This is a genomic window from Streptomyces sp. NPDC043867, from assembly GCF_056435845.1.
In genome coordinates, this window is the sequence record NZ_JBWKDS010000024.1 from 38,531 (window position 1) to 61,942 (window position 23,412).

Below are 23,412 nucleotides of genomic sequence, written 5' to 3' on the forward strand. Positions count from 1 at the left end.
ACGTGACCGACATTGCCATGCTGCCCGAGTCCTGGCGCGACGTCCTGGGCGAGCAGCTGCAGCAGCCCTACTTCAAGGAACTCACCGAGTTCGTTGAGGAGGAGCGCGCCAAGGGTCCCGTCTATCCTCCGCGCGAGGAGGTCTTCGCCGCGCTCGACGCGACGCCTTACGAGCGGGTGAAGGTGCTGGTCCTGGGCCAGGATCCCTACCACGGCGAGGGCCAGGGGCACGGACTGTGCTTCTCCGTCCGTCCCGGGGTGCGGACTCCGCCCTCGCTGCGCAACATCTACAAGGAGATGAAGGAGGAGCTCGGCACCCCGATCCCGGACAACGGCTATCTGATGCCGTGGGCCGAGCAGGGCGTGCTGCTGCTCAACGCGGTGCTCACCGTGCGCGCCGGGGAGGCCAACTCGCACAAGGGCAAGGGCTGGGAGAAGTTCACGGACGCCGTGATCCGTGCGGTGGCCGACCGTCCCGACCCGGCCGTCTTCGTGCTCTGGGGCAACTACGCGCAGAAGAAGCTCCCCCTGATCGACGAGGGGCGGCACATCGTCGTGAAGGGCGCCCACCCCTCGCCGCTGTCCGCGAAGAAGTTCTTCGGCTCCCGCCCCTTCACGCAGATCAACGAGGCGGTCGCCGCGCAGGGGCACGAGCCGATCGACTGGCGGATCCCGGACCTCGGCTGACGGGGGAGGGGGCCGGAGGTGCCCGCGGCGGAGCCCGCCCGGGCGTCACCGGCCTGGCGCAGCGCTGCCCGGAGCCGCCTGACCGTGATTGCCGGTGCCTGCGGTTAGCGTCGTGGAAGAGGGGCGACGAGCTTGGAGGACGCGGTGGCGGAGCAGCAGGAGCAGGCGGCACCGGACGCGATGATGACCCGGATCGGACAGGCCGTCATGCTCCACCACGGCGGTGACCGCGAAGAGGCCCGGGGCCGTCTCCTGGACCTGTGGGCGGAGATCGGCGAGGACGGCGACCCGCTGCACCGCTGCACGCTGGCGCACTACATGGCCGACACGCAGGACGACCCCTCGGACGAACTGGCCTGGGATCTGCGCGCACTGTCCGCGGCCGAGGAGCTCACCGACGGCCGGATCGCCGAGCACCACCGGTCGCTCGAGGTGCGGGCGTTCTATCCCTCGCTGCATCTGAACCTGGCCGCCGACTACGTGAAGCTCGGCCGCTCCGGTGCCGCCCGCAGTCATCTGCGCCGGGCCCGGAGCGCGGTCGGGGCCCTCGGCGACGACCCCTACGGGGACGGGGTGCGGGCGGCGATCGGCCGCCTCGAGCTGAAGCTGGGTGAGGAAGGCGGGCCGCAGGAGAACCGGGACTCCGCGCCGGGCCCTGGTCCCTCCTGGGGCGCCGGGCCTGCGCGGGGGCCCGGGCACGGCTCCGGAACCGCTCCGGGGTCCCCGCCCGGTGGCGGCCCGACGGGTGAGACCCCGAGGCCACCGCGCCAGGGGCGGCCGTAGCCGGGGGCGCTTGAGCGGTTCCCGGGGGGAGACAGGGGCGGCCGCTGGGAGGTCGGGCGGCCCCTTCTGTGGTCGTTTCCCGGGTGAACGGCCCGGACCGGGCAGGGCGGCGCCGATCCCGGCGCGGCCCTGCTCCGCGTACGGCCGAGGGGCCTTCGTGCCGTCGGGGTGGCGGTTGCCGCCACCCCTCGGCGTCAACGCCCGTACGTGCCTTTGCAGATGACCGCTTGCGGGCTGTCCGGTGCCCAGCCTCCGTACTTCCTGCCGAGCGCGCAGATGTCCGCCTTCTTCGCGTGTCCCCGGGATCCGGGCGGGACGGGGGCCGGGGCGTCGGGCCGGTGCCGTTCCGGCGGCGCGTTCTCGTGCCGCGGACGGGGAGGGTCCGGAGGTGGCGCCGCCGGGGCCGCCGTCCGGTGCGGCGCCGCCGGGACCGGCGAGGGGTGCCGGGACGGGCCGACGCGTTCCAGGGCCTCCCGGGCCGGGGCCTGTACGACACGCGGCGCGGTGCTGCCGTCGGGGCGGGCCGCCGACGGCGGGGACGGCGCGGGTGGCGGGCCCGGAACGGGCGGTCGCTGAACCGTCATACAACCCGAGAGGGCCGAGACAGCCACGGTGACCAGGAGCGTTGCGGTGGTCGTCGTTCGATGCACCCACGCAACTCTGGTCGGTCCTGGCCTCTTTGGGGAGCGGACAGGCGGAGGATGCCCCGCACGGGTGAGCCATCGGGCCGGTTCCCTGGCCGCCCGGCCATCCGGCCATCGGGGCGACGCCTCGGCCTGTCCGGCCGGCTCTCGCGGGGCGGCCGGGCTCCAGTCGCCAGTCGTCCCTGGGCCGGTGCGACCGGGTGACGGCCTCCGGGGCCTGCGTGCACGCGGCCCGGCGTCGTCAGCCGCCCAGCATTCCGTGCAGCAACTCGCGCAGGCTGTCCCGCAGTTCGTCGGCGGTCGGCGCAAAGGCGTGGAACGCGCCCGCCACGCACGAGAACATCAGCCCGTCGCACCATGCCGCCAGCGACAGCACGTGCCGCGCCGGTGCCGGTGAACCGGCCGCGGTGACCAGCGCGGCCAGCGGATCGCGGAAGCGCTGTCCGGCCGCGTCGAAGAACGTCCGCAGCTCGGGGCGCCGGGTGGCCTCCAGGGCCAGTTCGTAGCGGGCGATCAGCAGCTCGTGGTGACGGGTCAGGTACCGGTGCAGCGCGAGGGCCAGTCCGTCGGCGAGCGCGTCGAGACCGCCGCGGGGGTCGGGCAGATCCTCGGGCAGGAGGACCTGCGCCTCGCGTTCCGCCAGCCGGCGGACGGCGGCTTCCAGGAGCGCCAGCCGGGTGCGCGCCTGGTTCGACGTCGACCCCTGCGGGAGCCCCGCCGCCTCGTCGACGGCCCGGTGGGTGAGGCCCCGCATGCCGCGCTCGGCGAGGAGGGCGAGCGCGGTGTCGGCGATGAGTTCGGTGCGGGAGGCGCCGGTGCTGCGTACGGGCATGAGAACAACCTACCCGCGTCACTACATCTGTAGTAACGTCGAGCCCACGGGTACTACAGATGTAGTGAAACGGGAGACCGGCGGCCGGGCTCCGCGTCCCGTGGAGAAGGGCGAGGTGGAGTCATGGCACGGTCGTCGCACGCCGTCGTGGTCGGGGGCGGCATCGGAGGCCTCACCGCGGCGGTGGCCCTGCACCGGCGCGGCTGGCGGGTCACCGTGCTGGAGCGGGCCTCCTCCCTGGCGCCCCTCGGTGCCGGAATCTCCCTCGCGCCGAACGCCCTGCGCGCCCTCGACGTCATCGGGCTCGGCGACGAGATCCGCGATCTCGCCGCCTGGCAGGGTGACGGAGGTCTGCGCAACCCCGGTGGACGCTGGATCTCGCGGGTCGACGCCACCGCCCTGGCCGAGCGCTTCGGCGGCCCCCTCGTGGTGCTGCACCGGGCCAGTCTCATCACCAGCCTCGCCGCACGCCTCCCCGGCGGATGCATCCGGACGGGGGCCCGCGCGACCCTCGCCGACCCCGGCGGCACCGGCCGTCCGGCCCGCGTCCGCACACCGGACGGCGAGCTGGAGGCCGACCTGGTGGTGGCCGCCGACGGCATCAACTCCGCCGTACGCGGGGCGCTCTTCCCGCAGCATCCCGGGCCCGTCTACTCCGGGTTCACCACCTGGCGCGTCGTCATCCCGGTACCGGGCCTGCGCTTCGCCTCGCACGAGACCTGGGGACCGGGGCGCCTCTGGGGCACGCATCCGCTCAAGGACGGCAGGATCTACGCGTACGCCGCCGCCGTGACCCCGGCGGGACAGCGCGCCCGTGACGACGAGAAGGCGGAACTGCGGCGCCGGTTCGGCGACTGGCACGACCCCGTCCCCGCCGTCATCGACGCGGCTGGTCCCGCCGACGTCCTGCGGCACGACGTCCATCACATCGCCGACCCCCTGCCCGCCTTCCACCTCGGCCGGACCGCGCTGCTCGGCGACGCCGCGCACGCCATGCCGCCGACCCTCGGCCAGGGCGGCAACCAGGCCGTCGAGGACGCCGTCGTGCTCGCCCACCACGCCGGTCCGCCCGGAGCCGGCCGGGAGCTGTCCGGCCTCGCCGCGTACACCGCGGACCGCAGGCCCCGTACCACCGCCATCGCCCGCCAGGCCGTCCGGATCGCCCGGCTGAACATGATGCGCAGCCGCGCCGGTGCCGCCGTGCGCGACACCGCGATCACCGTCCTCTCCCAGGTGGGACCGGGACTGTTCCTGCGCGGCTTCGACGGCATCGCCGACTGGCGGCCGCCCGGGCGGCCGTATGCTTCCGGCGAGGTACGGAGCCCCGAGCGGACTCCCTGACATCGCCCGCACTCGTCGAGGAGACTCCCGTGAAGGTCGGCTGCATCGGACTCGGTGACATCGCACGCAAGGCGTATCTGCCGGTGCTGTCCACCCAACCCGGGATCGAGCTGCACCTGCAGACGCGCACGCCCGCGACGCTCGCCGAGATCGGGGACAGCCTCCGTCTCCCGGCCGCGCAGCGGCACACCGACCTGTCGGAACTCCTCGCCCAGGACCTGGACGCGGCCTTCGTGCACGCGGCCACCGTCGCCCATCCCGAGATCGTGACGAGGCTCCTGGAAGCGGGCGTACCGACGTACGTCGACAAGCCGCTCGCCTACGAACTCGCCGAGTCCGAGCGCCTGGTGCGGCTCGCCGAGGAACGCGACGTGAGTCTCGCCGTGGGCTTCAACCGGCGCCACGCACCCGGCTACGCGCAGTGCCTCGAGCACCCGCGGGAGCTGATCCTGCTCCAGAAGAACCGGGTGGGACTGGCCGAGGCGCCGCGCACGATGATCCTCGACGACTTCATCCACGTCGTGGACACGCTGCGGTTCCTGGTGCCGGGCCCGGTCGACGACGTCACCGTACGGTCCCGGTCCGAGGCCGGCCTGCTCCACCACGTCGTGCTCCAGCTCGCCGGGGACGGCTTCACGGCGCTCGGCGTCATGAACCGGCTGAGCGGATCCACCGAGGAGATCCTGGAGATCTCGGGCCAGGACACCAAGCGGCAGGTGGTCAATCTCGCCGAGGTCATCGACCACAAGGGGCAGCCGACGGTGCGGCGGCGCGGGGACTGGGTGCCGGTGGCCCGGCAGCGCGGCATCGAGCAGGTGGTACTCACCTTCCTCGACGCCGTACGGGCGGGAAAGGTGCTCAGTGCCCGGGACGCGCTGGCGACCCATGAACTGTGCGAGCGGGTCGTACGCGCGGTCGAGGAGCCGTCCGCCTGAGCCGCGGCGACCTCAGGCACTCGGTCACGCCGAGCGCGGCCAGCACCAGCAGGGCCGCGTGCACCGGCCAGTCGCCGAGACGGACGTACGGCGTGACGCCACGGGCCAGCGGCACCTCGTAGACCGCCGAACCGCTGGTGCCGGCGCCGAGCCGGGAACCGACCCGCTCGCCGCTCGGCCCGTAGACGGCGGAGACACCGGTGAGTGTGGCGTGCAGCATGGGGCGGCCGGTCTCGGCGGCCCGCAGCGCCGCCAGCGAGGCATGCTGTGCGGGCGCCCAGCTGTGCTGGAACGACGACGTCGACGACTGCGCGACCAGCACCTCGGCGCCGTCCTCGGTGAGACGGCGGCTCATGTCGGGGAACGCCGACTCGAAGCAGACCATGGGGCCCACGCGCAGCCCGTGCCCGACGTTCATCACCACCTGCTCGCTGCCGTTGCGGCGGTCCTCGCCCGCCGCCTTGCCGACGGAGGTGGCCCAGCCGAGCAGCGAGCGCGCCGGTATGTACTCACCGAAGGGCACGAGCCGCATCTTGTCGTACCGGTCGCCCGTCGGGCCCTCGGGACCGACGAGGACGGAACTCTTGTATATGCCGGGGCGGTCGGAGCGCCGGGCGTCCACGTTCACCAGGATGTCGGCGCCGGTGAGCCGGGACAGGGCGGTGAGCCGGCCGGCCAGGTCGGGGCGGTCGGCCAGGTCGAAGCCGACGCTGCTCTCGCCCCAGACGATCAGATCCGGCTTCCGGCCGGCGAGCTGCCGGGTGAGTGCCTCCTCGCGGGCGAAACGCTTCTCGCCGCTGTCGGCACCGTCGACGACTCCGGGCTGGACCACGGCGATCCGGACGCCGCCGTCCGCGTCGGGACGCGGCGACCACACCCAGGCGGCGGACGCCGCGGCCGCCGTGGCCAGCAGTCCGGCCAGGGCGGGGATCCGCGACTCGCGCACCGAGACGAGCGCGGCCAGGGCGACGTTGAGCGCCACCACCAGGAAACTCAGCAGCCAGACGCCGCCCACCGAGGCGAGCCGCAGCGCGGGCTCCACCTGCCACTGGCTCGAACCGAGCAGCCCCCACGGGCCGCCCAACCCCTGCCAGGACCGGACCAGTTCGACCATCAGCCACCCCGACGGCAGCACGACGAGCGCACCCGCCAGCCGGCCGGGCGCGGGCGCCCCGGCCAGGAACCGGCGCACCAGCCAGCCCCACGGCGCCCACAACGCACCGAGCAACGCCGCTATGACGACCGTGAACACATGCAGGCTCGGCAGCAGCCAGTGGTGCACGGCCAGCATGAAACCGAGCCCGCCGAGCCAGCCGTCGTACGCCGCCCGCCTGCCGGTGGGTGCCGTGCGGATCAGCAGGATCCACGGCACCAGGGCGACGTAGGCGAACCACCACAGGGAGGGCGCCGGGAACGCGAACATGGGCAGCGCGCCGGCCAGGAGAGCCGCGGCGCCGCGCCACCGGCGGGAGGTGAGCCGGTCACCGGTCATGCTCATACGGTCTCCCTCTCCCCGTTGCGTGCCTCCCCAGTCTGCCCAGCGGAATGGATCTCAGACAGCTCGGGTGCCGACGGCTCGGCGCCCGGGTGTTCGCGCAGGTGAGTGTCTCGGCTGGGCGACCGCACCGGTAAGGGGCCCCGTTGTCGGGGCGGCCGCTCAACTGCCGTCGGCGGGCCGGTCCTTCGGCTCGGCGGGCCGTCCGGCGGGGGCGCCTGGTGGTTCGGCCCGGCCGGCGTGCCGCTGCGGCTGCTCGGAGGACGGGGCCGCGAGGGTGCGCCACTTCTCGTGGACGACCACCTCGCTCAGGCGCCACCCGTCGGACGTACGCAGCAGCCCGAAGTCGTACCGCCCGCCGCAGACGAAGTCCGGCTGCCCGGAAGGCACCGCCGCCGTGGAGCCCGCGTCGCGCTGCGCGAACCGCATGGGGTTGACGTAGTCGGCCCGGACGCGGGCCGTGTCGCCGGTGTCCTGCTCCAACGGTTCGAACCGGACCCGCCGGTTGACGATCAGATGCTGCCGCACGGAGAACAGCCCCATGCTCCGGGCGAGCCACCCGACGATCTGCGCGGCGTCCCCCTCGATGCCGCCGGCGGACCGGTAGTCGGCACGGCCTCCCGGAGCGAACAGCGCTCGGTACGCCTCCCAGTCGCCGTCGTCCACGGCCACCGCGTAGTCGGTGATCAGTTCGTCCACGGCCAGCCGGTCCATCACGGTCGCGAGCTCCACACGCTGCGTCATCGGCTCAGTGTTGGCCACCGGAGAGGATCAGCCAAGGGGCGTGCGGGGTTATTCGCTGGCCTCGGTACATGGGCGCGGCGGATCATGTTCCCGTGAACGACCGAATCCCGCCGACACGGCCCGCGTTCCAGGTCCGCGCCCGGCACACCCCGTCCACCCTGACCGTCTACCAGGCCTACCCGCCGGGGATCGGCGGGCCCGCGGCACGGGAGGGCCGGTTCCCGTCGACGTGGAAGCGCGACCGGATGACATGGATCAAGCCGTCGTTCCTCTGGATGATGTACCGCTGCGGATGGGGTACCAAAGAGGGCCAGGAGACCGTGCTGGCCGTCGAGATCAGCCGCGCCGGGTTCGTGTGGGCGCTGCGGAACGCCTGCCTGTCCCACTACGTTCCGGAGCTGCACGAGGACCAGCAGGCCTGGAAGCGGCAGTTGAGGCAGGCTCCCGCGCGGGTGCAGTGGGACCCGGAACGGGACCTGCGGCTCGCCCCGCTGCCGTACCGCTCTCTCCAGCTGGGTCTGGCCGGCGAGGCCGCCACGCGCTACGCGGACGAGTGGATCGTGGGCATCGAGGACGTGACGCCGCTCGCCGGTGAGATCCACGCGCACGTGCGGGCCGGTGAACCGGAGCGCGCGGCGGGCCTGTTGCCCGAGGAACCGCCGTACCCCCTCGACGAGGAGCTTCTCGCACATCTGCGCGCGTAGGGTGGTCCGGCGGGGACCGCTCGGTCCCCGGGCGTCACGAGGAGACACGCATGGCACGTCCCGTCACGGTCGTCACGGGCGGCAGCCGGGGAATCGGAGCCGCTACGTGCGTGCGCCTCGCGGCGGACGGGCATGACGTGGTGCTCGGCTACGTGAGCGACGGCGCGGCGGCCGAGCGGACCGCCGCCACCGTGCTTGCGGCGGGGGCGCGTTGCGTCACCGTCCGCGTGGACACCGCCGTCGAAGCCGACGTGGACCGTCTCTTCGACACGGCGGCGGAGCGGCTCGGGCCCGTGACGGGACTGGTCAACAACGCCGGTGTGACGGGGCCCCTCGGCAGGCTCGCCGACGCGGACCCCGCCGACCTGCGGCGGGTGGTCGAGGTCAACCTCCTGGGCACGCTGCTGTGTTCGCGCCGGGCCGCCGGGGCGATGGCCGCACGGGGTGGCGGCGTCATCGTCCACGTCTCCTCCGCCGCGGCCACGCTCGGCAGCCCCGGCGAGTTCGTCCACTACGCGGCGACGAAGGCGGCCGTCGACGCTCTCACGCTGGGGCTCGCCAAGGAGCTGGGCCCGGACGGCATCCGGGTCAACGCCGTCGCCCCGGGCATGATCGACACCGAGATGCACGCGGCGATGGGGGACCCGGGCCGCGCCGAGCGGGCGGCCGGGTCGATTCCGCTGCGCCGGGCGGGCCGCGCCGAGGAGATCGCCGCGGCCGTCGCGTGGCTGATGTCACCGGATGCCTCGTACACGACCGGGGCGGTGCTGCGGGTGGCGGGCGGACGCTGAGCTGCACGCCGACGGGGAGGGGGTCTCGGCCCGCGGGGCACCGGGACTTCGCCCCGGGGACGCCGGGGGAAGCGCGGAGGGCGGCGCGGCCGGACCGCTCGCCCGGCTTCTCGGCGGGACGCCTGCGGTCAGGCCGCTTCGACGACCTCTTCGCGGATCGCCGCGGCCCACTCCACGACCAGGAGCGCGTACTCCGCCCGCTCCTGTGCCGACAGGGAACCGCCCGTACGCATCCACAGGGCGCGAATCTGCTCGTTTAACTCGGCCGCAGACCGCACGGAACCAGGGGTCATGGAATCGGGGGACATGCGCACCAGCCTAGGCGCAAGGACTGACGCTGCGCTACCGGACGGCTACGCAAGCCGTATGTGGTTGGTCACGGTGGATCCTGGTGAAACCTGTCCGTCCGTGGTGCGGGGGCCGGCCGTCTCGGGCGTCGGCCCATGCACGGGACCGGGCCGACAGCGGCTGGAGGGCGGTGACCAGGTGGTCGGCCAGGGGTGGGAGCCGCCGGGTGGACTCGTCCGACGGTGCCGCGACGCCCGCTTCGCGGAGTTCCGTGCGGCGGGTGGACAGGACGCTCGTGGATCTCAGGGGGCGGGGCGTGCGGCGGGAGTGCGTGCCCGGCAGGCCGAGGGGGCGGAGTGGGCCGGGGGTGCCGGCGCAGCCAGGGCGGCTCGCCTCCGGTGCTGTGGTCAAGTGGGTGCCTCGCGGGCCGAGTTGCTCGCTTCCCGCCCTGCGCTGCTGTTTTCGCGGTGCGTGAGCACGCGGCATGAGCCAGCGTATCGACGGCGTCACGCCCCTCTACGACCAAGAGACCGGCCGCGCGTTGAGCCGATAAATGCCGCCCGGTGTCGCCCGGGAGCCACTGATGCTCTTCAAGGTGCTGGAGCGCCATCCCGAACTCGCCTCGCGGATGCGCGCGTTGGGTGCCGGTCTCCTCGTCCGGGGCCACTGGGACGCGGACCGGGAACTCGTGATTGCCCGCCTCGCCGCCCGCTGCGGCTGCGCCTACGAGTGGGGCGTGCACATACCCACGTACGCCGAAGCGGCCGGACTCACCGCCGAGCTGGTCCCGCTCACCGTCTCCGGCGCCTCCGACGACCCGGCCCGGTCGCCGCGGCAGGCCGCGCTGCTGCGTGCCGTCGACGAACTGCACGCCACGGCGCGGCTCAGCGACCCGGCCTGGGAGGGTCCGCGGGCCCATCTCGACGAGGCCGAGGCTCTGGAACTCCTCGTCCTCACCGGCTGGTACCGGACCATCGCCTACGTGGCCAACGGACTGGACATCGAACTCGAGCCCTGGGCCCTCGACTCCCCGAGCCGTGAGCCGCTCCGGAGCCGGAAGCCGCCGCGGCCGTCCTCACGACCGGCCCCGGTCGGTGCTCGGGCGGGCGCCGGCCCGGGGGCTTGCGCAGACCGCGCGGGCCCTGTGCCGGCCGGCGGCACCCGGGCCGGACCCGGCCGGAGGGCCGGGGTGAGGCCTTCCCCGGTCAGCCCGCGGACTCGGCCGCGTGCGGGCTCAGTGCCCCCGTCGCCACGAGCGCGATGATGACGATGCCCAGCACGATCCGGTACCAGACGAACGGCATGAAGCTCTTGGTGGTGATGAACTTCATGAACGGGTTCATAGGTCGAGGTCGTGAGTGCTTTGACCTGCTGTTTCCGCCACTCTTCAAGATTGAATGGGAGAGAGGGGGCACCGTCCAGCGTTCTCCTCGCTCGCCACGAAGCGCAGCCACCGGGTTTGCAGCGAATCGGCAATCTCCTGCTCCATGCGTCACCTGTGCGAACGCGGTCTGACCGGGGTCCGGCTCGTCATCGGCGATCACCACCTGGGCCTGGTCAAGGCCATCCGCAAGGTCACTGGCGGCCTGTGCCACCCAGGAGGCGGTCGGGTGGGCTGTCGCGCCCAGGATGCGGATGCGCCGGCCGGCGGTGATCGCCGCCGAGAAGATACGTATGATCGTCTGGATCAACGGTTGCGCCGACGCAAAGCCCGGCCAGCGTCCCTACCTGCTTCTATCCGACCCGCTATCTAGCCTTGCTTAGCCTTCACTTGCTCTGGCTAGCCCTGATGGGGAAGATCCGTCTCCCATGGGGGACAGGGAACGGCCCCTGGCGCACTCGCCGGGGGCCGTTCGCGCGAGACCGGGTCGGGGCGTCCGTCCATCCGGGGGGCCTTGACCCAAGGCCCCAACATGGACTGCGGGGCCGTGTATGACCTTGTGCGGGCCGGCCACTGTCCCGGTGGGGTGTTCCCCACCAGGACAGTGGCCGGCAATAGAGGGCACTCTCAGGTAACTTCGCGGCGAGGCTGGCAGACGTCCGTCTATAGGTCCGTGAGATCCATTCGAAGGGCAATGGCACGCGCTCCGACCTCTTACCAGGGTCGGCTGCCGCTCTTGGACAACCGCCGTTCGCCGACGACGTACAGGTAGCGATGTTTTTGCAGGTCGCTGCGATGGTTAGCGCGGTCCGTGTGCACGCCAGGCCGTAGCGATGGTTGTTTCCAGCGAGGAGTCGTCGGTGCCGGGTGTCTCGGTCAGGGCTGACAGGTGGCGCAGGGTGGCCAGAGCGCCAGCTGCGTCAGGGTGGTCTGAAGCGAGGAGGTCGACGAGGTCGTCTTCGGATAGGGGCTCGTCGAGTTCGGACAGGTCCTGCAGGATGCCCTGCAATGCCGGGTCGGTGAGGGCGGCTGCTTCCAGAAGCTGGTTGGCACCGGCGGGTGTGGCGAGGGCGTCGTGCAGGGTGCGGCAGATGTCCGGTGCGCTGTGCCTCGTGGAGGCCAGTTCAGCGGCTTGATTGAGTAGCAGCGGCCAGCCACCGGTCGCGGAGAAGAGCCGCCGACGGTCTTCCGGGGCGTTGAAGGCGGTCAGGACATCGGTGGGGGTGACCCAACTGCGGATGCCGTCGATGGTGGCGCGCTGCAGGGGAACAAGAATGTCCTCTTCCGCATAGTGCGACAGGACCTCAAGGTGATCGCGGTTACCGGCGTCAATGAGGGCGATGACGCACCGGGTGACTCCAGAGGCGGGCTGGCGGGTGATGGCGTCGCGCAGAGCGGTATCGACGCGGTCGGGCTTGAAGTGCCGCATGTCGCTGACGATCAGGCGGTGAGGGTTTCGGGCCTTGCCTGCGCTCAGCGCCTGGCGGTAGGCGTGGCCTGTGGTTGGTTTGATCAGGGGTGCCAGCTCGCTGGGGGTACGTTGCTGCTGGTCGGCCAGCGCGGTGGTGACGTCATCGAGGCAGGTGGCGTCGGTGCCGAGCACGATGCGCAGTGCGTTATTGCGGCGTACCAGACTTGCGATCTGCTGTTCCGTCAGGGGACTGATACGGGCGCCGGGAAGCGGTCGCCGAGCTTGGCTGATGGATAGACGGGTGGAGGTGTCGTTGGGGTCGTGAGCGTGCAGTTCTTCCTCGATGGCGTCCGGGGTACCCAAAAGCCGTAGGACGTTGGATGAGCGCAGGCGCCAGCCGTCACGTTCGGAGGCCAGAATTCCCAGGCCCACCATTTCTTCCAGTAGGACACGGAACTCGTCGGCCGTGTGGTGCGTGAAGCTCTCGGGCCACCATTCGGCGCATTGCTGGCGCAGGGCGCGCGTGCTCATGCTGTGTTCGACACCGTGTGTGTGGGCGTTGTGCGCGATGAGTAGTGCGATGACCTTGTAGCGGGGGTCGAGGTTGAGGTTGAGGCGCACGGTGTCGCGGATACGGCGGCGCAGGTCCGGTGAACCGATGACGCGTTCGAGGATGTCGTTGTCGATGGTCCAGGGTGGCCCGTCGGGCGTTCGGCTGGCCAGCGCTTCGCTGACGAGGGCCTCGCCGGCGACCTGCAGGAGTTTCGGGTGGTAGTTGCAGTAGGCCAGTAGGCGGTGGATGAGGCTGTCGTGTGCGAAGTTGATCCCCAAAACCTCTGCGGGCTCCTGCAAGAGGCGGTAGGCAGGGCCGGGGGATAGGGGGCCGATGCCCAGTGCCCTGCCGAAGTGCGCTTCGGCGAGGGGTTGGTTGGGGAGGCCAGCGAAGCGTTGGACCTGATGCAGCCCGGCGAAGACAGGCTTGAAGCGGCGTTCGGTCGCGCTCATCAGGTCGCGCAGGCGGGTGGTCTGAGGGAAGCCGGCGTCGGCTTCGGCATCGAAAAAGGAGTCGCACTCGTCGAGCAGCAGCAGCAACCGCCTGGTCCGGTCTTGATCGAGCCAGGCCGTGATGGCATCCCTAACACGACGAAACGCGGTGGAGGCGCGTCGGCCGGGGGCCTGACCGATCCCTGCCCGACCCAGCTCGGTGGAGATCATGTCCCAGATTTCCTCTGTTCCCGAGGCCAGGCTGCTGGGCAGCGGCAGGTAGAGCGCGACATGCCCTTCGGTGAGGGCGTGGCGGCGACCGGCAGCTCGTAGGAGCGCCGACTTTCCCAGCCTGCGCCCGCCGTACAAGAGACTGACACCGTGCTGGTCGGTTACGGCGGACAGTTCCTCGGCGCGACCGTAGAACATCTCCTCCGGCACAGCTTCGTTGGCGTCGGGGGTGTAGGGATTGATGGCGCTGAACGGGGCCAGGATGCGTTCGGTCAAGGTGAACTGGCCACTGCCACGGGAGGCCAGGTAGGCCAGGGCGGCGGCGTCCAGGACCAGGACGGGTTTGGCGGGATGTTCGGCGCACGCGGCGGCTAGGGCTCTACGTTGCGCGGGAGACAGGGTGCCGATGAACGCGATCATGACGGGGATGGAGCTGGGGTCTTGCTGGACCCAGGCGATGAGTTTGGCAGCATCGGTGACCTCGGACGTCATCAGCAGCCGAAGTCGGCCGTCTGCTTGGGTACCGAAAGCAGGCAGGTGAACCTTGCCGATCAGTGTCACGTCACGCAGATCGACCCACCGGCGCAGGTTTGAGGCGACAGGCAGGCCGGGATCGGCTTCGCGCTCGTATTCGATCCCTGCCAGACGCAGGGCCGGGCTGAGCACGTAGGTGTTGGTGCGGACTTGGGCCCACCGGGTGGCGACGTGGTGCCAGGCGGTCAGTGCGGCCACGGCGATTTTGCGATCGCCGGGGGATAGGGGGCCGAAGTCCAGAGGACCCAGGCTGGTGCCGTTCTCGGCTGCGGTGATCACCGTGGGGGTGATGCCATCGGCCAAGGCCTGTGGGACCGCAGGGAAGAAGGCATCGAAGTCGGCCAGCGCGGTGTGCTGTGCACGGGGTGGTGTGTTTCCCTCGCGCGCCGCCAGCAAATACTCTTCGGCCGTTGCGAGGTCACCCTCGACGATCAGCTGTCGTACAGCGTCGGTCAGCTGGGTGGGTGCGTCAGCCTCGTTGAGCTCGACGGTGGCTCTCTCCTGCAGCGACCGAGCGGCCTCGGCACCCAGAGCGGTGAGTTCTTCGCGAATGGCCGCACACTCGCGGCGGACAGCACCGAGAGCATCGCCGGCCAGCGCGCTGCGCGCGGCTTCCATTCGGGCGGTGATCCGGGCGCGCCCATGCTCGGGTACCTGGCCCAGTCGGGTAGCGGTGTCGATATCGCGGGTCAGTTCGCCGTGCAGGGTTTTGATCGCGCTGCCGCTATGGGCGCGCCGGGTGTGCAAGGTGGCACGCAGTTCGTCTGTAAGCCCTGGGGGAGCGGTGTCGGCTTGTTCCAGCGCGTCCAGGGCGATCCGGGCGACGGCGTAGTTCTCGCGCTCGATACTCGTACGTACTGCTTGAGCCCAGTCTGCGCGGTCGGCAGCTGACACGTCGTCCAGCGTCGGGGTACGGGACGGGATCAGGCGGGAGCTGAGCTCCAGCTCAGGCGCGCGCAGCAGGTCGCTGTTCAGGACGGTGGACGGTTCAGGCTCGGTACCGGTGAGAGTTCCTCCAGCCAACAGCCGCGCTGTCGTCTCAAGGCTCGCCAAGCAGCTGCGTGCCGCGGCCGAGGCCAGAGACTTCGGGGCAGCCTCGGCCAGAGTGGTCAGCTCACCGGCCATGCGCTGGCGATGCGGTTGGACCGCCTCGTGCAGGAATGAGAGAGGATCGGTTGCACGGGGCTGGGTCTGAGCGATAAGGACCAGCCACTGCTGGACAACGTCCAGAGAATTGGCGGCGTACTGCAGGATCCGCGAGCGGGCAGCGTTCTTAAGTTTCCGGGATGTGCCTCGGATTGCTTTGTCGTCAGCATCCAAGAAGGCGGACAGCGCCCCAGGCGCGCCCAGATCTCGCAGTTGCTGCCGGGTAACAGATGCCAGGTCCCGCCGGTCGTCGGCGACTGAGTGCAGCAGGGTGCCGATCCGGCCGCTGGGCGCCCACCACTGTTCGGCGAACTGTTTGGCTCGCAGGTTGCTGAGGTTGAGGCCTGTACGCAGTTCGGCGCGGGCAGTGTCGCAGATGACGGCGAGGTCATCACCAGTATCGGGGCGTGCAGCCAGGACATTGAGAGTGGTTCGTCCAGACAGCTGTCCTCGGGCGGAGGCGTTGCCGATCGCGGTAGCGACCGCGCTTGTTCCGGGTAGTTCGTGCAGTTGCGCCGCGATCTTCAAAGCGAGTTCGCCACTGTCGGGATCTCCAGCGAGCAGCCCGGATCGGACGGCTGCGGCCAACACCACCAGCCGGTCGCCCAGGAAGTCCGGCACGCCGTGCTGCAGCTGCTCGGTCACCGCCGCACGAAGTTCATGGGCGCAGGCGCCTGTGTCGGAGCGCATGGCCTCGGCCAAGGCCAGGGCGCGCAGCGCCGAGGCGGTGGAGAGGTGGCCGAGGGCATGCGCCGCGTGGTGAGCCAGGGCCAGCTCGCCCCGCCCAGTCAGATCGGCAACGAGGGGAGAGGCAACAGGAGCAGCAGACGTATTTGACGTCGTACCTGAAGGCTCCGCCATGGTGTGAGTAACAGCCGGTTGCACTGGTACGGATTCCCGATCGACACCAACAGCGCAGTCCCCCGACGGCACAGGCGAGGGCGGTGCTGATTCGGAAGAACCAGCCGCCAGAACTCCCGGCTCGACGTCGACCGCCTGACGAGGCACTGGGACGAGTGCTGCATCAGCGTCTGGAGACACTTCGCCGTCGTTGGCAGGGATGCCACCTGGTTCCTGGAGGGGTGGAAGCTCGACGGGCGCAGATTCTTGTGGTGCCGGTTCGTGAAGGCCCTCCGGATCAGTCCCGTTCATCGGGTCGGAGCTGACGGGAACAGATGGAACGACAGCCTTGCCGCGCAGGATCAAGGTCAACACGGGCGCGATAGCCGGGGGCAGCGCCTGACGCAATTGTTCGGTCAGCGCGTCAGCACCATCGTCGTCGTCTGATTCCACCGCGTACGCCAGATCCGCGACTGTCGTTAGACATCCAACCTCTTGGACCTGTTGAGGCGCCCACTTGTCGACAGCCAACAAGGTCTCTGCGGCTGTACGAAGTTGTGCGATCGCGGGGTGTCCCACGGGACCGCTCGCCGCTGCGACGCGCTGCAAGATCTCCCGCAGTGCGTGATCCTGGCCAGCCGCAGCCCCCAATGTTTCCAGTGCTTCAATCAAGCTCGGAAGGTCCTGCTCCGGATGCGGTCCGGGCTCATGCAGTGCCCGCACAACTGCCGCGTGCACCTCATCGACAATCCGCGCTACCTCACCGACCGGTTTCAGTAGCCCACGGGGAACAATCCTGCCTGCCGCCAGCAAAGACGCAGCTTCGGATACGACCTGGGTGGCCGACGCGAAGGCATCCCGCAATCGTTCGGCCTGTGTCGTACAGGCTGCTGTGCTATCCAGATCGATGGTGCTGACAGGTCCACCCGTAACCGCGGCTCCATCTCTTTCCACGGGGGTGCCCGGCGGCCGAGAAACTGGTTTGGACGGCGTGCTGTCGACTGGACGGTTTCGATAAGCTTTTTCGAATGCCTGGCAAGCCCGCACAATGGCGTCGGCACCCTCGGCAGGCCACGACGACAGGGGATGGTCGCGCAACACCAAGTGCAGCAACGGGACCGCGAGATGTGTGATCCTCCACTGCACCAGACCGGTAAGCAGCAGTACGGTCCGGTCCGGAGCCAACTCCTCCAACCCGGAAAGGCCTTGATCGGAACCCTGTTCCAACCAGGTGAACAGTCCATCCAACATGCCGTCGAGCGTGGGCTGGGTGAGCGTGCCGACGATGTATTCCCGCTGAGTCCCTTCGCAGCGCCGCAGAGCTCCCAGCGCCTGCCGTACCGCATGGGTGCTTGGCTGCCCGACCGATGGAGTGCGCAACTCCTGCAGAATCGCCGTGCGGCTCTTACGACTGAGGCGTTCCAACATTGAGGACAGTTGCGCCTCGGTGACCAATGCCAGTACATCCCCGAGGGGGTCAGACAGTTCTGTGACGGCCTGCTCCAAGGCCAAATACTGGGTGCGCTGCGGCTCAATAAGCGTGTGATGCGGGGTGCGCGGCGTGCGGCGTGCCACAGGATTCCTTTCAGAAGTTCAGCTTCAGCAGTTCAGGCGTTCGACAGGTCAACGGCGCAGGTGCTGGTGCCAGGCAGGACCGTGTCCCTCGCCCCTGCGGTGGCCACGTACAAATGTGTGTCCCTCGGGCAGCTCGGTGTCGGCATCAGGGCCGTCAACCTCGATACGCCACCGGGCATATCGCGCACGTGCAGCGGGGGTGGCGTTGTGTCCCTCAGGCAGTCGGCGTTCCCAAGGACGCCGCCAGTGCCGTAGTTGCCGCGTGGCCGTATCGGCGTTGCTGACAATGGCCCGCTGTGCTTCCCGAGCCTCTTCGGTGTCGGGCCACCAGGTGAACACCTCCGGCAGCACACCGTCGTGAGCAACCGTCGTCCGGGTAAGGAGGCCAGCTGCCGTCATGTCCTCGCAGGTGTGGATCACCGTCCACAACAAGGGTGGCGTGACCACATCCGGACCGAACATTGCCGCGCTCAACTGCTGACCGTCCAACGACCGGGAGCGAGCCGTACCGATCCTGCCATCACGCAACAATGCCGCCACGATCAAGACCTCCAGTGCCGACACCGGCGGCCGATGCCCCCCGCCGATCGGCCGCTGCGTCGGCAGCCCGGGATCCACCAGGGAGGGGAAATCCAGTAACCCCCACGCCTCGGCCAGCAGCACCGGGTCGAAGCACCAGGCCAGGAGAGCGTCCCGCACCTGCACGGGAGCCGGTAGAAGCGTCGTGGTGACTATCAACTGCCGGCCACTACGCGCAGCAGCCACAGTGAGTTTGATGCCGGGATAGAAGGAATCCGGCCACTTCACGGATGCCAGCCAGCCGGGCTCCTGTTGCGTATGCTGCCGGGCTAGATCACGATCCAGCAGCTCGCCACTGTGATGTACCTCCAGTGTCAATGGTCCCTTGCCCAACAGTGACGGCACCGCATCAGGCAGCGGCAGCCGCCCGGCTGACAGGTCTGCCTCTGACAGAGCCACGGAAACCACCAGCAGCGCTTCGTCCAGATGCTCCACACGCACCACGGAGTCGATCTGCTTCGGCTTGGAGCTGTCCGTGGATTTGGCGACGTCAGGTCGGAGATGCTCAAGATGCCCCAAACCGGCGGGGACCAATGGGTCGCAGTCCACCACTACTGCGTCGACCGGCAGCGCTTGAGCCCGCCAGATGCCGCCCTGCTGCCAGCTGTCATCGATCCGCAAATCCACGTCGCGGCGCAGACTGCCTGCGGTGACCTGGAAGGCCAGCGCAAGGTTGGCATCAACCATTGCAGAGGCCGCGGCGGTGAGTTCCAACGCGTGCTCATCACCCGCCTCGTGTTCCCAGCCAACCAGCACCGGCCATACCGCGGTGTAGCGCGGAGAGCCTCCCGGAGCCGGCCGTGTGAACCGATCCACCATCTCTGCTGCCACCGGACCCGAAGCGAACTGCTGATGCCGGTCCACAGGCTGCGCGTAGAGGTCCCACACGGCCAACCCCGGAGCCTGGCGCAGCAACTCCTCCAAGGTTTTGAAGCACTCCTGCAGAGCACGCTCCGCCGCCACGGTGTCCGCAGAATCCTGGAGCAGCGGGCCCAGGTCTCCAGCCGCCAACAACCGCTGTCCCGGGCCCATGAGGAACTGCCGGTACATCCCGCTGTGGTCCCGCCCCGACATCAGAGCGCTCGTGTCGGCAGTCCCCACCAAGTGGCCCCACCGATCCACTGCCCCGGCAGAGGACCTGCGAATACGGGCAAGTTCCTTGTGCTCAACGGACGTCAACGGTCCCAGGGCGTCCCAGTCAATTACTGCACGCGCGAGCGCGACCTCCGGCCCACCCGAAGACGGCGCTCCCGACAGTGCTCTCGGAGTCCATCCGTCTTCCTCGACGTCGGGCGAGGCGCCGAACGATGCACAGACCTCTCCCCATAGTGAGTGCGCCCCACGCTCTATTCGAACAAAGGAACCCACCGGCGGCAGCGGATTCTGGGTATTGGACCCCAGTAGAGGGAAGGCTTCCGGATCAAGGATGTCTGTGCTGTAGGCGCCAGCATCAAGGTCGTATCCGAAGTACACGGCGTTGAACGCGGTGCACACATGCAAAGGCCCACGTCGCACCTGCGCTACGTCTTCGAGGAAGGAGATCAACTCCTCCTTCACGTCACCCGGGAGTGCGTCGCAGCCCAGCGTCAGTTCAGGGAAGAACAACGGTGCATCCGCCGTCGGCAGCCCTGTCACCGGCGGCTCCGTGGTCGGCCGACGGCCCTGACCAGATGAGAACCACGGTTCGCACTACAAGTGATTGGCAACATCATGCACCCCCCGCGCTTTCTGCCCCGTACTGCTTTTTAGCGCACTACTCGGACATCCGCCTCCCACTTGGCGCACTTTCCTGCAAAATGTGGCCGCATTGCCCGCCTGGAGGACGCCTCTCCGATCCGACCAGGTCGCTGGAATCTGCGCTCGCCTGTCCTGCTCCGCAAGGTTGTCGCACCCGGATCCTTCATTTTCGTACCGTTTGATCCGTCTTCAGCTGGGCGGACCACTACGCTCAGAAGGCGCTTGAGCGCATGCGCGTCGTGTGAGGTAAGAGGATGTCTTACGTGGTGAGTTTTGCGAGCTTCTTGTAGCAGCTCAGGGCTGCGGCGAGGCCGAGGAAGGCAAGGAAGTGGCTGCCCTTGCGTTCGTACCGGACAGTGAGCCGGCGATAGCCGAACAGCCAGGAGATCGACCGCTCGATCTTCCAGCGGTGGCGGCCGAGCCGCTCACCGGACTCGATTCCCGGACGCGCGATCCGCGGGATCAGGCCGCGGTCGCGGAGCCAGGCCAGGTGGTCGGCGGAGTAATATGCTTTGTCAGCGCGGATCTTGACCGGCCGCCGTCGGCGCGGTCCGCGCCTAGAGCGGACGGCGGGTATCGCCAGTATCAGCGGCTTGAACGCCTGGCTGTCGTGCAGGTTCGCCCCGGACGCCGCGACGGCCAGGGGGATGCCCTGAGCGTCGGACAGGACGTGCAGTTTGCTGCCTTTCTTGCCGCGATCGACCGGGTTCGGCCCGGTCAGCGATCCCCTTTTTCGCGCGGACGGACGCAGCATCAACGATCGCCGAGGTCCAGTCCACCTCTCCCCTGGCGCCGAGTTCGTCCAGCACCGCCCGGTGCAGTCGGCGCCACAAGCCCGCCTCGGTCCATACCGTGAACCGGCGATGTGCCGTCGCGGGAGACGTACCGAACGTCGGCGGTAGGTGTCGCCAGGCGCAACCGCTGGTCAGCACGTACACCACCGCAGTGAACACAGCCCGCTCATCGCACGGGGCAGTCCCACCGCCCTGCGGACGAGCGGTGAACGACGGCAGCAACGGAGCAACCAGTTCCCACAGTTCGTCAGGAACCAACCGCTGCGACAGATCAACACCCACGACCGACATCATGCCGCACAGACATCACGCCACATAAGACAACGTCTTAGCTTGGCATTTATCCAGTTTTGCTTCTTATGGGGGCTGACGAGTTCTGCTTTCCGACGGCTCTTTGGCGTGCACGGTGCTTGTTCTTCATGCCGATGGGGCGCCCTGGGCCGGCCGTAGTGCGTTTCGGTGCACTGGCCGGCTGTGGGGTTGTGCCGTGGAGGCGGCGAAATCCGCGGCGGACTCGAGCAGGAGTGAGTCGTCCTTGGCGGGCAGGTCGCTCCCAGGGTCTGCGCAGGTCCTCGACCAGGGGCCGGGCCAGGCGGAGTTGGGTATGGGCTGCGATGACGAGCCAGGTCCAGCGGTCCGCGGCAGCCGGCTCACGAAGCTTGGGTGTGGTCCAGCCCAGAGTCTGCTTGAGCATGCGGAAGGTGTGCTCCAGGTCGAATCTGCGCAGGAAGGCCTGCCAGAGGCGGTCCACATCTGCGGCGCTGGCGCCGGTGGCGGACCACCACAGCCAGATCGGCTTGGGATTGCGGTCGCCGCGCAGGTGGTCGACCTGCAGACGGATGACGGTGCCTTCGATGACCGGCAGCTGGGCGAGGTGGCCGGCCCAGGCCGAGCGCCGGGTCAGCAGCGGGTGCAGGCGGTCCCAGGCGGTAGCGAGGGCCTGTCCGTAGTGCATGGTGTCGCTCACCGTGGTGCGGGACGGGACAGGATGGGTGCTCGGATCCTCGAAGACGAACCCCTCTCCAAGCCGGGGCTTGCGTCCGCGCTTGCCCGCGGGCTGGGGCGGCGGCGGAAAGAACAGGACGCGGTCAGAACGCATCCGGCCCAGCACTTCCACGGGCAGATCGGCCAGCAGAAAGGCCAGACGGTCTCGCACGGTCGGGCGCCCACGTCCGCAAGATCGCCCACGATCTACGACTGGACCGCAGCTGGCGCGGCGGCCGCAGTAGCCGCATGCAGCTGCTATAAGGGCCGAGGCATCGCGGGCCGGAAGGAGCGTGGCTGCTGGACGGGCGCCTTCGGCGACGCTATACGGGCGGGGAACTCAGTTCTCGTACTCGTCCGGGTCGAAACTGTCGTACGGATCTTCCTGTACGGATCCTGCTTCGCCGTACTCCTTCTCGTACGCGTTCTCGGCCGCGGCCCGGCGCGCCATGGCATCGGACCATGCGCGGGCCCAGGTGCGCAGGTCGGCGATGGTTTGTTCGTCGAGTCCGTACGCGGCGAACTCGGTGTCGTCGATCCAGTCGGCGCCGACCAGGCGGGCCTGGAGTTCGGCGGGGCCGAAGAGGGTGTCGGGGCGGGCGTGGCGACGGCCGAATTCTTCCAGGTCGGCGGTGGTCCAGCGGTGGGAGGCGGCGTAGACGTCGATGAGGTCGCGGGCGGCGCCGCGTTCGGCGATGGCTCGGACCTTGGTGCCGATGACGTCCTGCTCGGACAGGACGGGACCGTAGGAGGTCGGGACGGTGGGGTGCCAGAAGACCTCCTTGAGGATGTCGACCTCGCACTCCTGACCGCTGTCGGGATCGGTGACCAGGAAGCGGGCGGAGAGCGGGGAAACCTCGATGGTCTCGGCCCGCCATCCGAGCCGGGTCAGACCGTCGACCAGGTAGTGGGCGATGTCGGCCATGGGGGCAGGGTTCTGGGTGGCGACGTCCAGATCCTGGCTGGGGCGGTCGACGAGCTGGTGCGCCTGGACGGCGTAGCCGCCGGTCAGCACCAGCGGGTAGGGCGAACCGAGGGCGAGGACGTCTTCGAGGAGCCGGGCGTGCAGCTCCGGCATCGGTGGTTTCTTCACGCGGCGGTGGCCTGGCCGGCTTCACGCAGCTCGGGGAAGGCGCCCTCCCAGGCGTCGCGGACGGCGGTGCCGATCAGGGTGCGCAGAGTCGGCCATAGCTCGATCAGCAGGTCGGCGTTGAGGAAGCGGCACAGGTCCTCGCGCATGCCCTCGGACAGCACCGTGCGGTACAGGCTCATCCGTAGCCGCGGCCGGTCCAGGTCGAAGGAGCGCAGCCCGGACCAGGCCACCGTCAGCGGCAGCTCGACCACGCCGTGCACCGGTCCGCGCAGCTCGTCCAGGGAGCCGGGCAGCCGCCGGACGAACTTGATTCGGTACGGGTCGGCGACGTCCGGGGCGAGTGCGACGGCTTCGGGGAGCGACATGGCGTCGATTATCCCCGATCGACGCCCGTTGGCAGGAACGGTCTGACATCCAGGTCCAGATTGCTCGGGGATTTGGTGAAGCGTGCGCAGGCTTCACCGCGAGCGTGGCCCCTGGACCCGGGGGCTCGGGGCGGCGGAGGCCAACCTCCGTGGCCGTGCGTCAAGGCGCGCTCTGCCCTGACGGTCGCCCTGGCGCCGGGGCGCCGCTGGACGTGACCGAACCGGCCGCGGCGGACGCCGGAAGCGCGCCTCGTCCGGCTCATCCTCACGGCCGCCGCCGCGCTGGACTACCTCGCCGGCGATGCCTGGGACATGGTGGACAAGCGGCTGCGTTTCCGCGTGGCGAGGGTCGCGGCCTTGGCCGGACATGAACCTCAGCCGACTCGCTCCACCCTCTGTACGGAAGGGGCCGCACGGAAGTGCGGGCCCCTCCTCGTCCTCCCCCCCCTTTTCGGGGCACCCATCCCTGTTGGGGGTATCCCCCCTCCCCCGGGGGAGAGGAGTGGGAGAAAAAT

15 protein-coding genes and 3 pseudogenes are annotated in these 23,412 nt (G+C 69.7%); 8 read left to right on the forward strand and 10 right to left on the reverse strand.

Features of this window, described 5'->3' with window-relative positions; genetic code table 11:
• The first annotated feature begins 2 nt into the window (after window positions 1–2).
• The gene (gene ung, locus AC069T_RS23435; protein WP_478784582.1) at window positions 3–686 is read left to right on the forward strand and encodes a uracil-DNA glycosylase; all 684 of its coding nucleotides are present in this window, start codon (window positions 3–5) and stop codon (window positions 684–686) included.
• A 144-nt stretch (window positions 687–830) separates the two neighbouring features.
• Window positions 831–1,349, forward strand: a pseudogene (locus tag AC069T_RS23440) (hypothetical protein); the annotation flags it as partial.
• Window positions 1,350–2,354: 1,005 nt separating this feature from the next.
• On the opposite strand, the gene AC069T_RS23445 reads toward AC069T_RS23440, so the two are convergent.
• The gene (locus AC069T_RS23445) at window positions 2,355–2,945 is read right to left on the reverse strand and encodes a TetR/AcrR family transcriptional regulator (RefSeq protein ID WP_478784583.1); all 591 of its coding nucleotides are present in this window, start codon (window positions 2,943–2,945) and stop codon (window positions 2,355–2,357) included.
• Between the two features lie 123 nt (window positions 2,946–3,068).
• Between AC069T_RS23445 and AC069T_RS23450 the strand changes: the two genes are divergently transcribed.
• Together AC069T_RS23450 and AC069T_RS23455 are read left to right on the forward strand one after the other, a co-directional pair.
• A complete protein-coding gene (locus AC069T_RS23450; RefSeq protein ID WP_478784584.1) occupies window positions 3,069–4,286 on the forward strand; it encodes an FAD-dependent oxidoreductase in 1,218 nt (405 codons plus the stop codon).
• Window positions 4,287–4,315: 29 nt separating this feature from the next.
• Window positions 4,316–5,221 (forward strand): Gfo/Idh/MocA family protein, encoded by a 906-nt coding sequence (locus AC069T_RS23455; protein ID WP_478784585.1) that lies wholly within the window; start codon window positions 4,316–4,318, stop codon window positions 5,219–5,221.
• Here AC069T_RS23455 and lnt read toward each other — a convergent pair.
• Together lnt and AC069T_RS23465 are read right to left on the reverse strand one after the other, a co-directional pair.
• Entirely contained in the window at window positions 5,145–6,719 is a 1,575-nt protein-coding gene (gene lnt, locus AC069T_RS23460; protein WP_478784586.1) for an apolipoprotein N-acyltransferase, read from the reverse strand. The two genes, AC069T_RS23455 and lnt, sit on opposite strands and share 77 nt — an antisense overlap.
• Window positions 6,720–6,878: 159 nt before the next feature.
• Window positions 6,879–7,460 carry a nuclear transport factor 2 family protein gene (locus AC069T_RS23465; RefSeq protein WP_478784587.1) on the reverse strand — a complete coding sequence of 194 codons (582 nt, stop codon included), beginning with the start codon at window positions 7,458–7,460 and terminating at the stop codon, window positions 6,879–6,881.
• A 68-nt stretch (window positions 7,461–7,528) separates the two neighbouring features.
• On the opposite strand from AC069T_RS23465, the gene AC069T_RS23470 reads away from it, so the two are divergent.
• Window positions 7,529–8,164 carry a DUF4291 domain-containing protein gene (locus AC069T_RS23470; protein WP_478784588.1) on the forward strand — a complete coding sequence of 212 codons (636 nt, stop codon included), beginning with the start codon at window positions 7,529–7,531 and terminating at the stop codon, window positions 8,162–8,164.
• A gap of 50 nt (window positions 8,165–8,214) precedes the next feature.
• A complete protein-coding gene (locus tag AC069T_RS23475) occupies window positions 8,215–8,955 on the forward strand; it encodes an SDR family NAD(P)-dependent oxidoreductase (RefSeq protein ID WP_478784589.1) in 741 nt (246 codons plus the stop codon).
• Between the two features lie 128 nt (window positions 8,956–9,083).
• Here AC069T_RS23475 and AC069T_RS23480 read toward each other — a convergent pair whose 3' ends face one another.
• Window positions 9,084–9,263, reverse strand: coding sequence for a hypothetical protein (locus AC069T_RS23480; RefSeq protein ID WP_358852806.1), 180 nt, complete (start codon window positions 9,261–9,263; stop codon window positions 9,084–9,086).
• A 563-nt stretch (window positions 9,264–9,826) separates the two neighbouring features.
• Between AC069T_RS23480 and AC069T_RS23485 the strand changes: the two genes are divergently transcribed.
• Both AC069T_RS23485 and AC069T_RS23490 read left to right on the forward strand, forming a co-directional pair.
• A complete protein-coding gene (locus AC069T_RS23485; RefSeq protein ID WP_478784590.1) occupies window positions 9,827–10,507 on the forward strand; it encodes a carboxymuconolactone decarboxylase family protein in 681 nt (226 codons plus the stop codon).
• A 223-nt stretch (window positions 10,508–10,730) separates the two neighbouring features.
• Window positions 10,731–10,838: pseudogene (locus AC069T_RS23490) on the forward strand (transposase); the annotation flags it as partial.
• Window positions 10,839–11,423: 585 nt separating this feature from the next.
• Here AC069T_RS23490 and AC069T_RS23495 read toward each other — a convergent pair.
• The 6 genes and pseudogenes from AC069T_RS23495 to AC069T_RS23520 form a co-directional block, all read right to left on the reverse strand.
• Entirely contained in the window at window positions 11,424–17,345 is a 5,922-nt protein-coding gene (locus AC069T_RS23495; RefSeq protein WP_478784591.1) for a hypothetical protein, read from the reverse strand.
• Between the two features lie 48 nt (window positions 17,346–17,393).
• Complete coding sequence (locus tag AC069T_RS23500) at window positions 17,394–19,559, reverse strand: hypothetical protein (RefSeq protein ID WP_478784592.1); 2,166 nt, start codon at window positions 19,557–19,559, stop codon at window positions 17,394–17,396.
• A 361-nt stretch (window positions 19,560–19,920) separates the two neighbouring features.
• A protein-coding gene (locus AC069T_RS23505) for an IS5 family transposase (protein WP_478784647.1) occupies window positions 19,921–20,746 on the reverse strand; the annotation gives its coding sequence in 2 pieces (ribosomal slippage) (window positions 19,921–20,389 and window positions 20,388–20,746; 828 coding nt in all).
• 49 nt (window positions 20,747–20,795) lie between these two features.
• Window positions 20,796–21,602 (reverse strand): annotated as a pseudogene (locus tag AC069T_RS23510) (transposase); the annotation flags it as partial.
• Window positions 21,603–21,779: 177 nt separating this feature from the next.
• Complete coding sequence (locus tag AC069T_RS23515) at window positions 21,780–22,517, reverse strand: nucleotidyl transferase AbiEii/AbiGii toxin family protein (protein ID WP_250293841.1); 738 nt, start codon at window positions 22,515–22,517, stop codon at window positions 21,780–21,782.
• An 11-nt stretch (window positions 22,518–22,528) separates the two neighbouring features.
• Window positions 22,529–22,897 (reverse strand): hypothetical protein, encoded by a 369-nt coding sequence (locus AC069T_RS23520; RefSeq protein WP_478784593.1) that lies wholly within the window; start codon window positions 22,895–22,897, stop codon window positions 22,529–22,531.
• Window positions 22,898–23,412 lie beyond the last annotated feature (515 nt).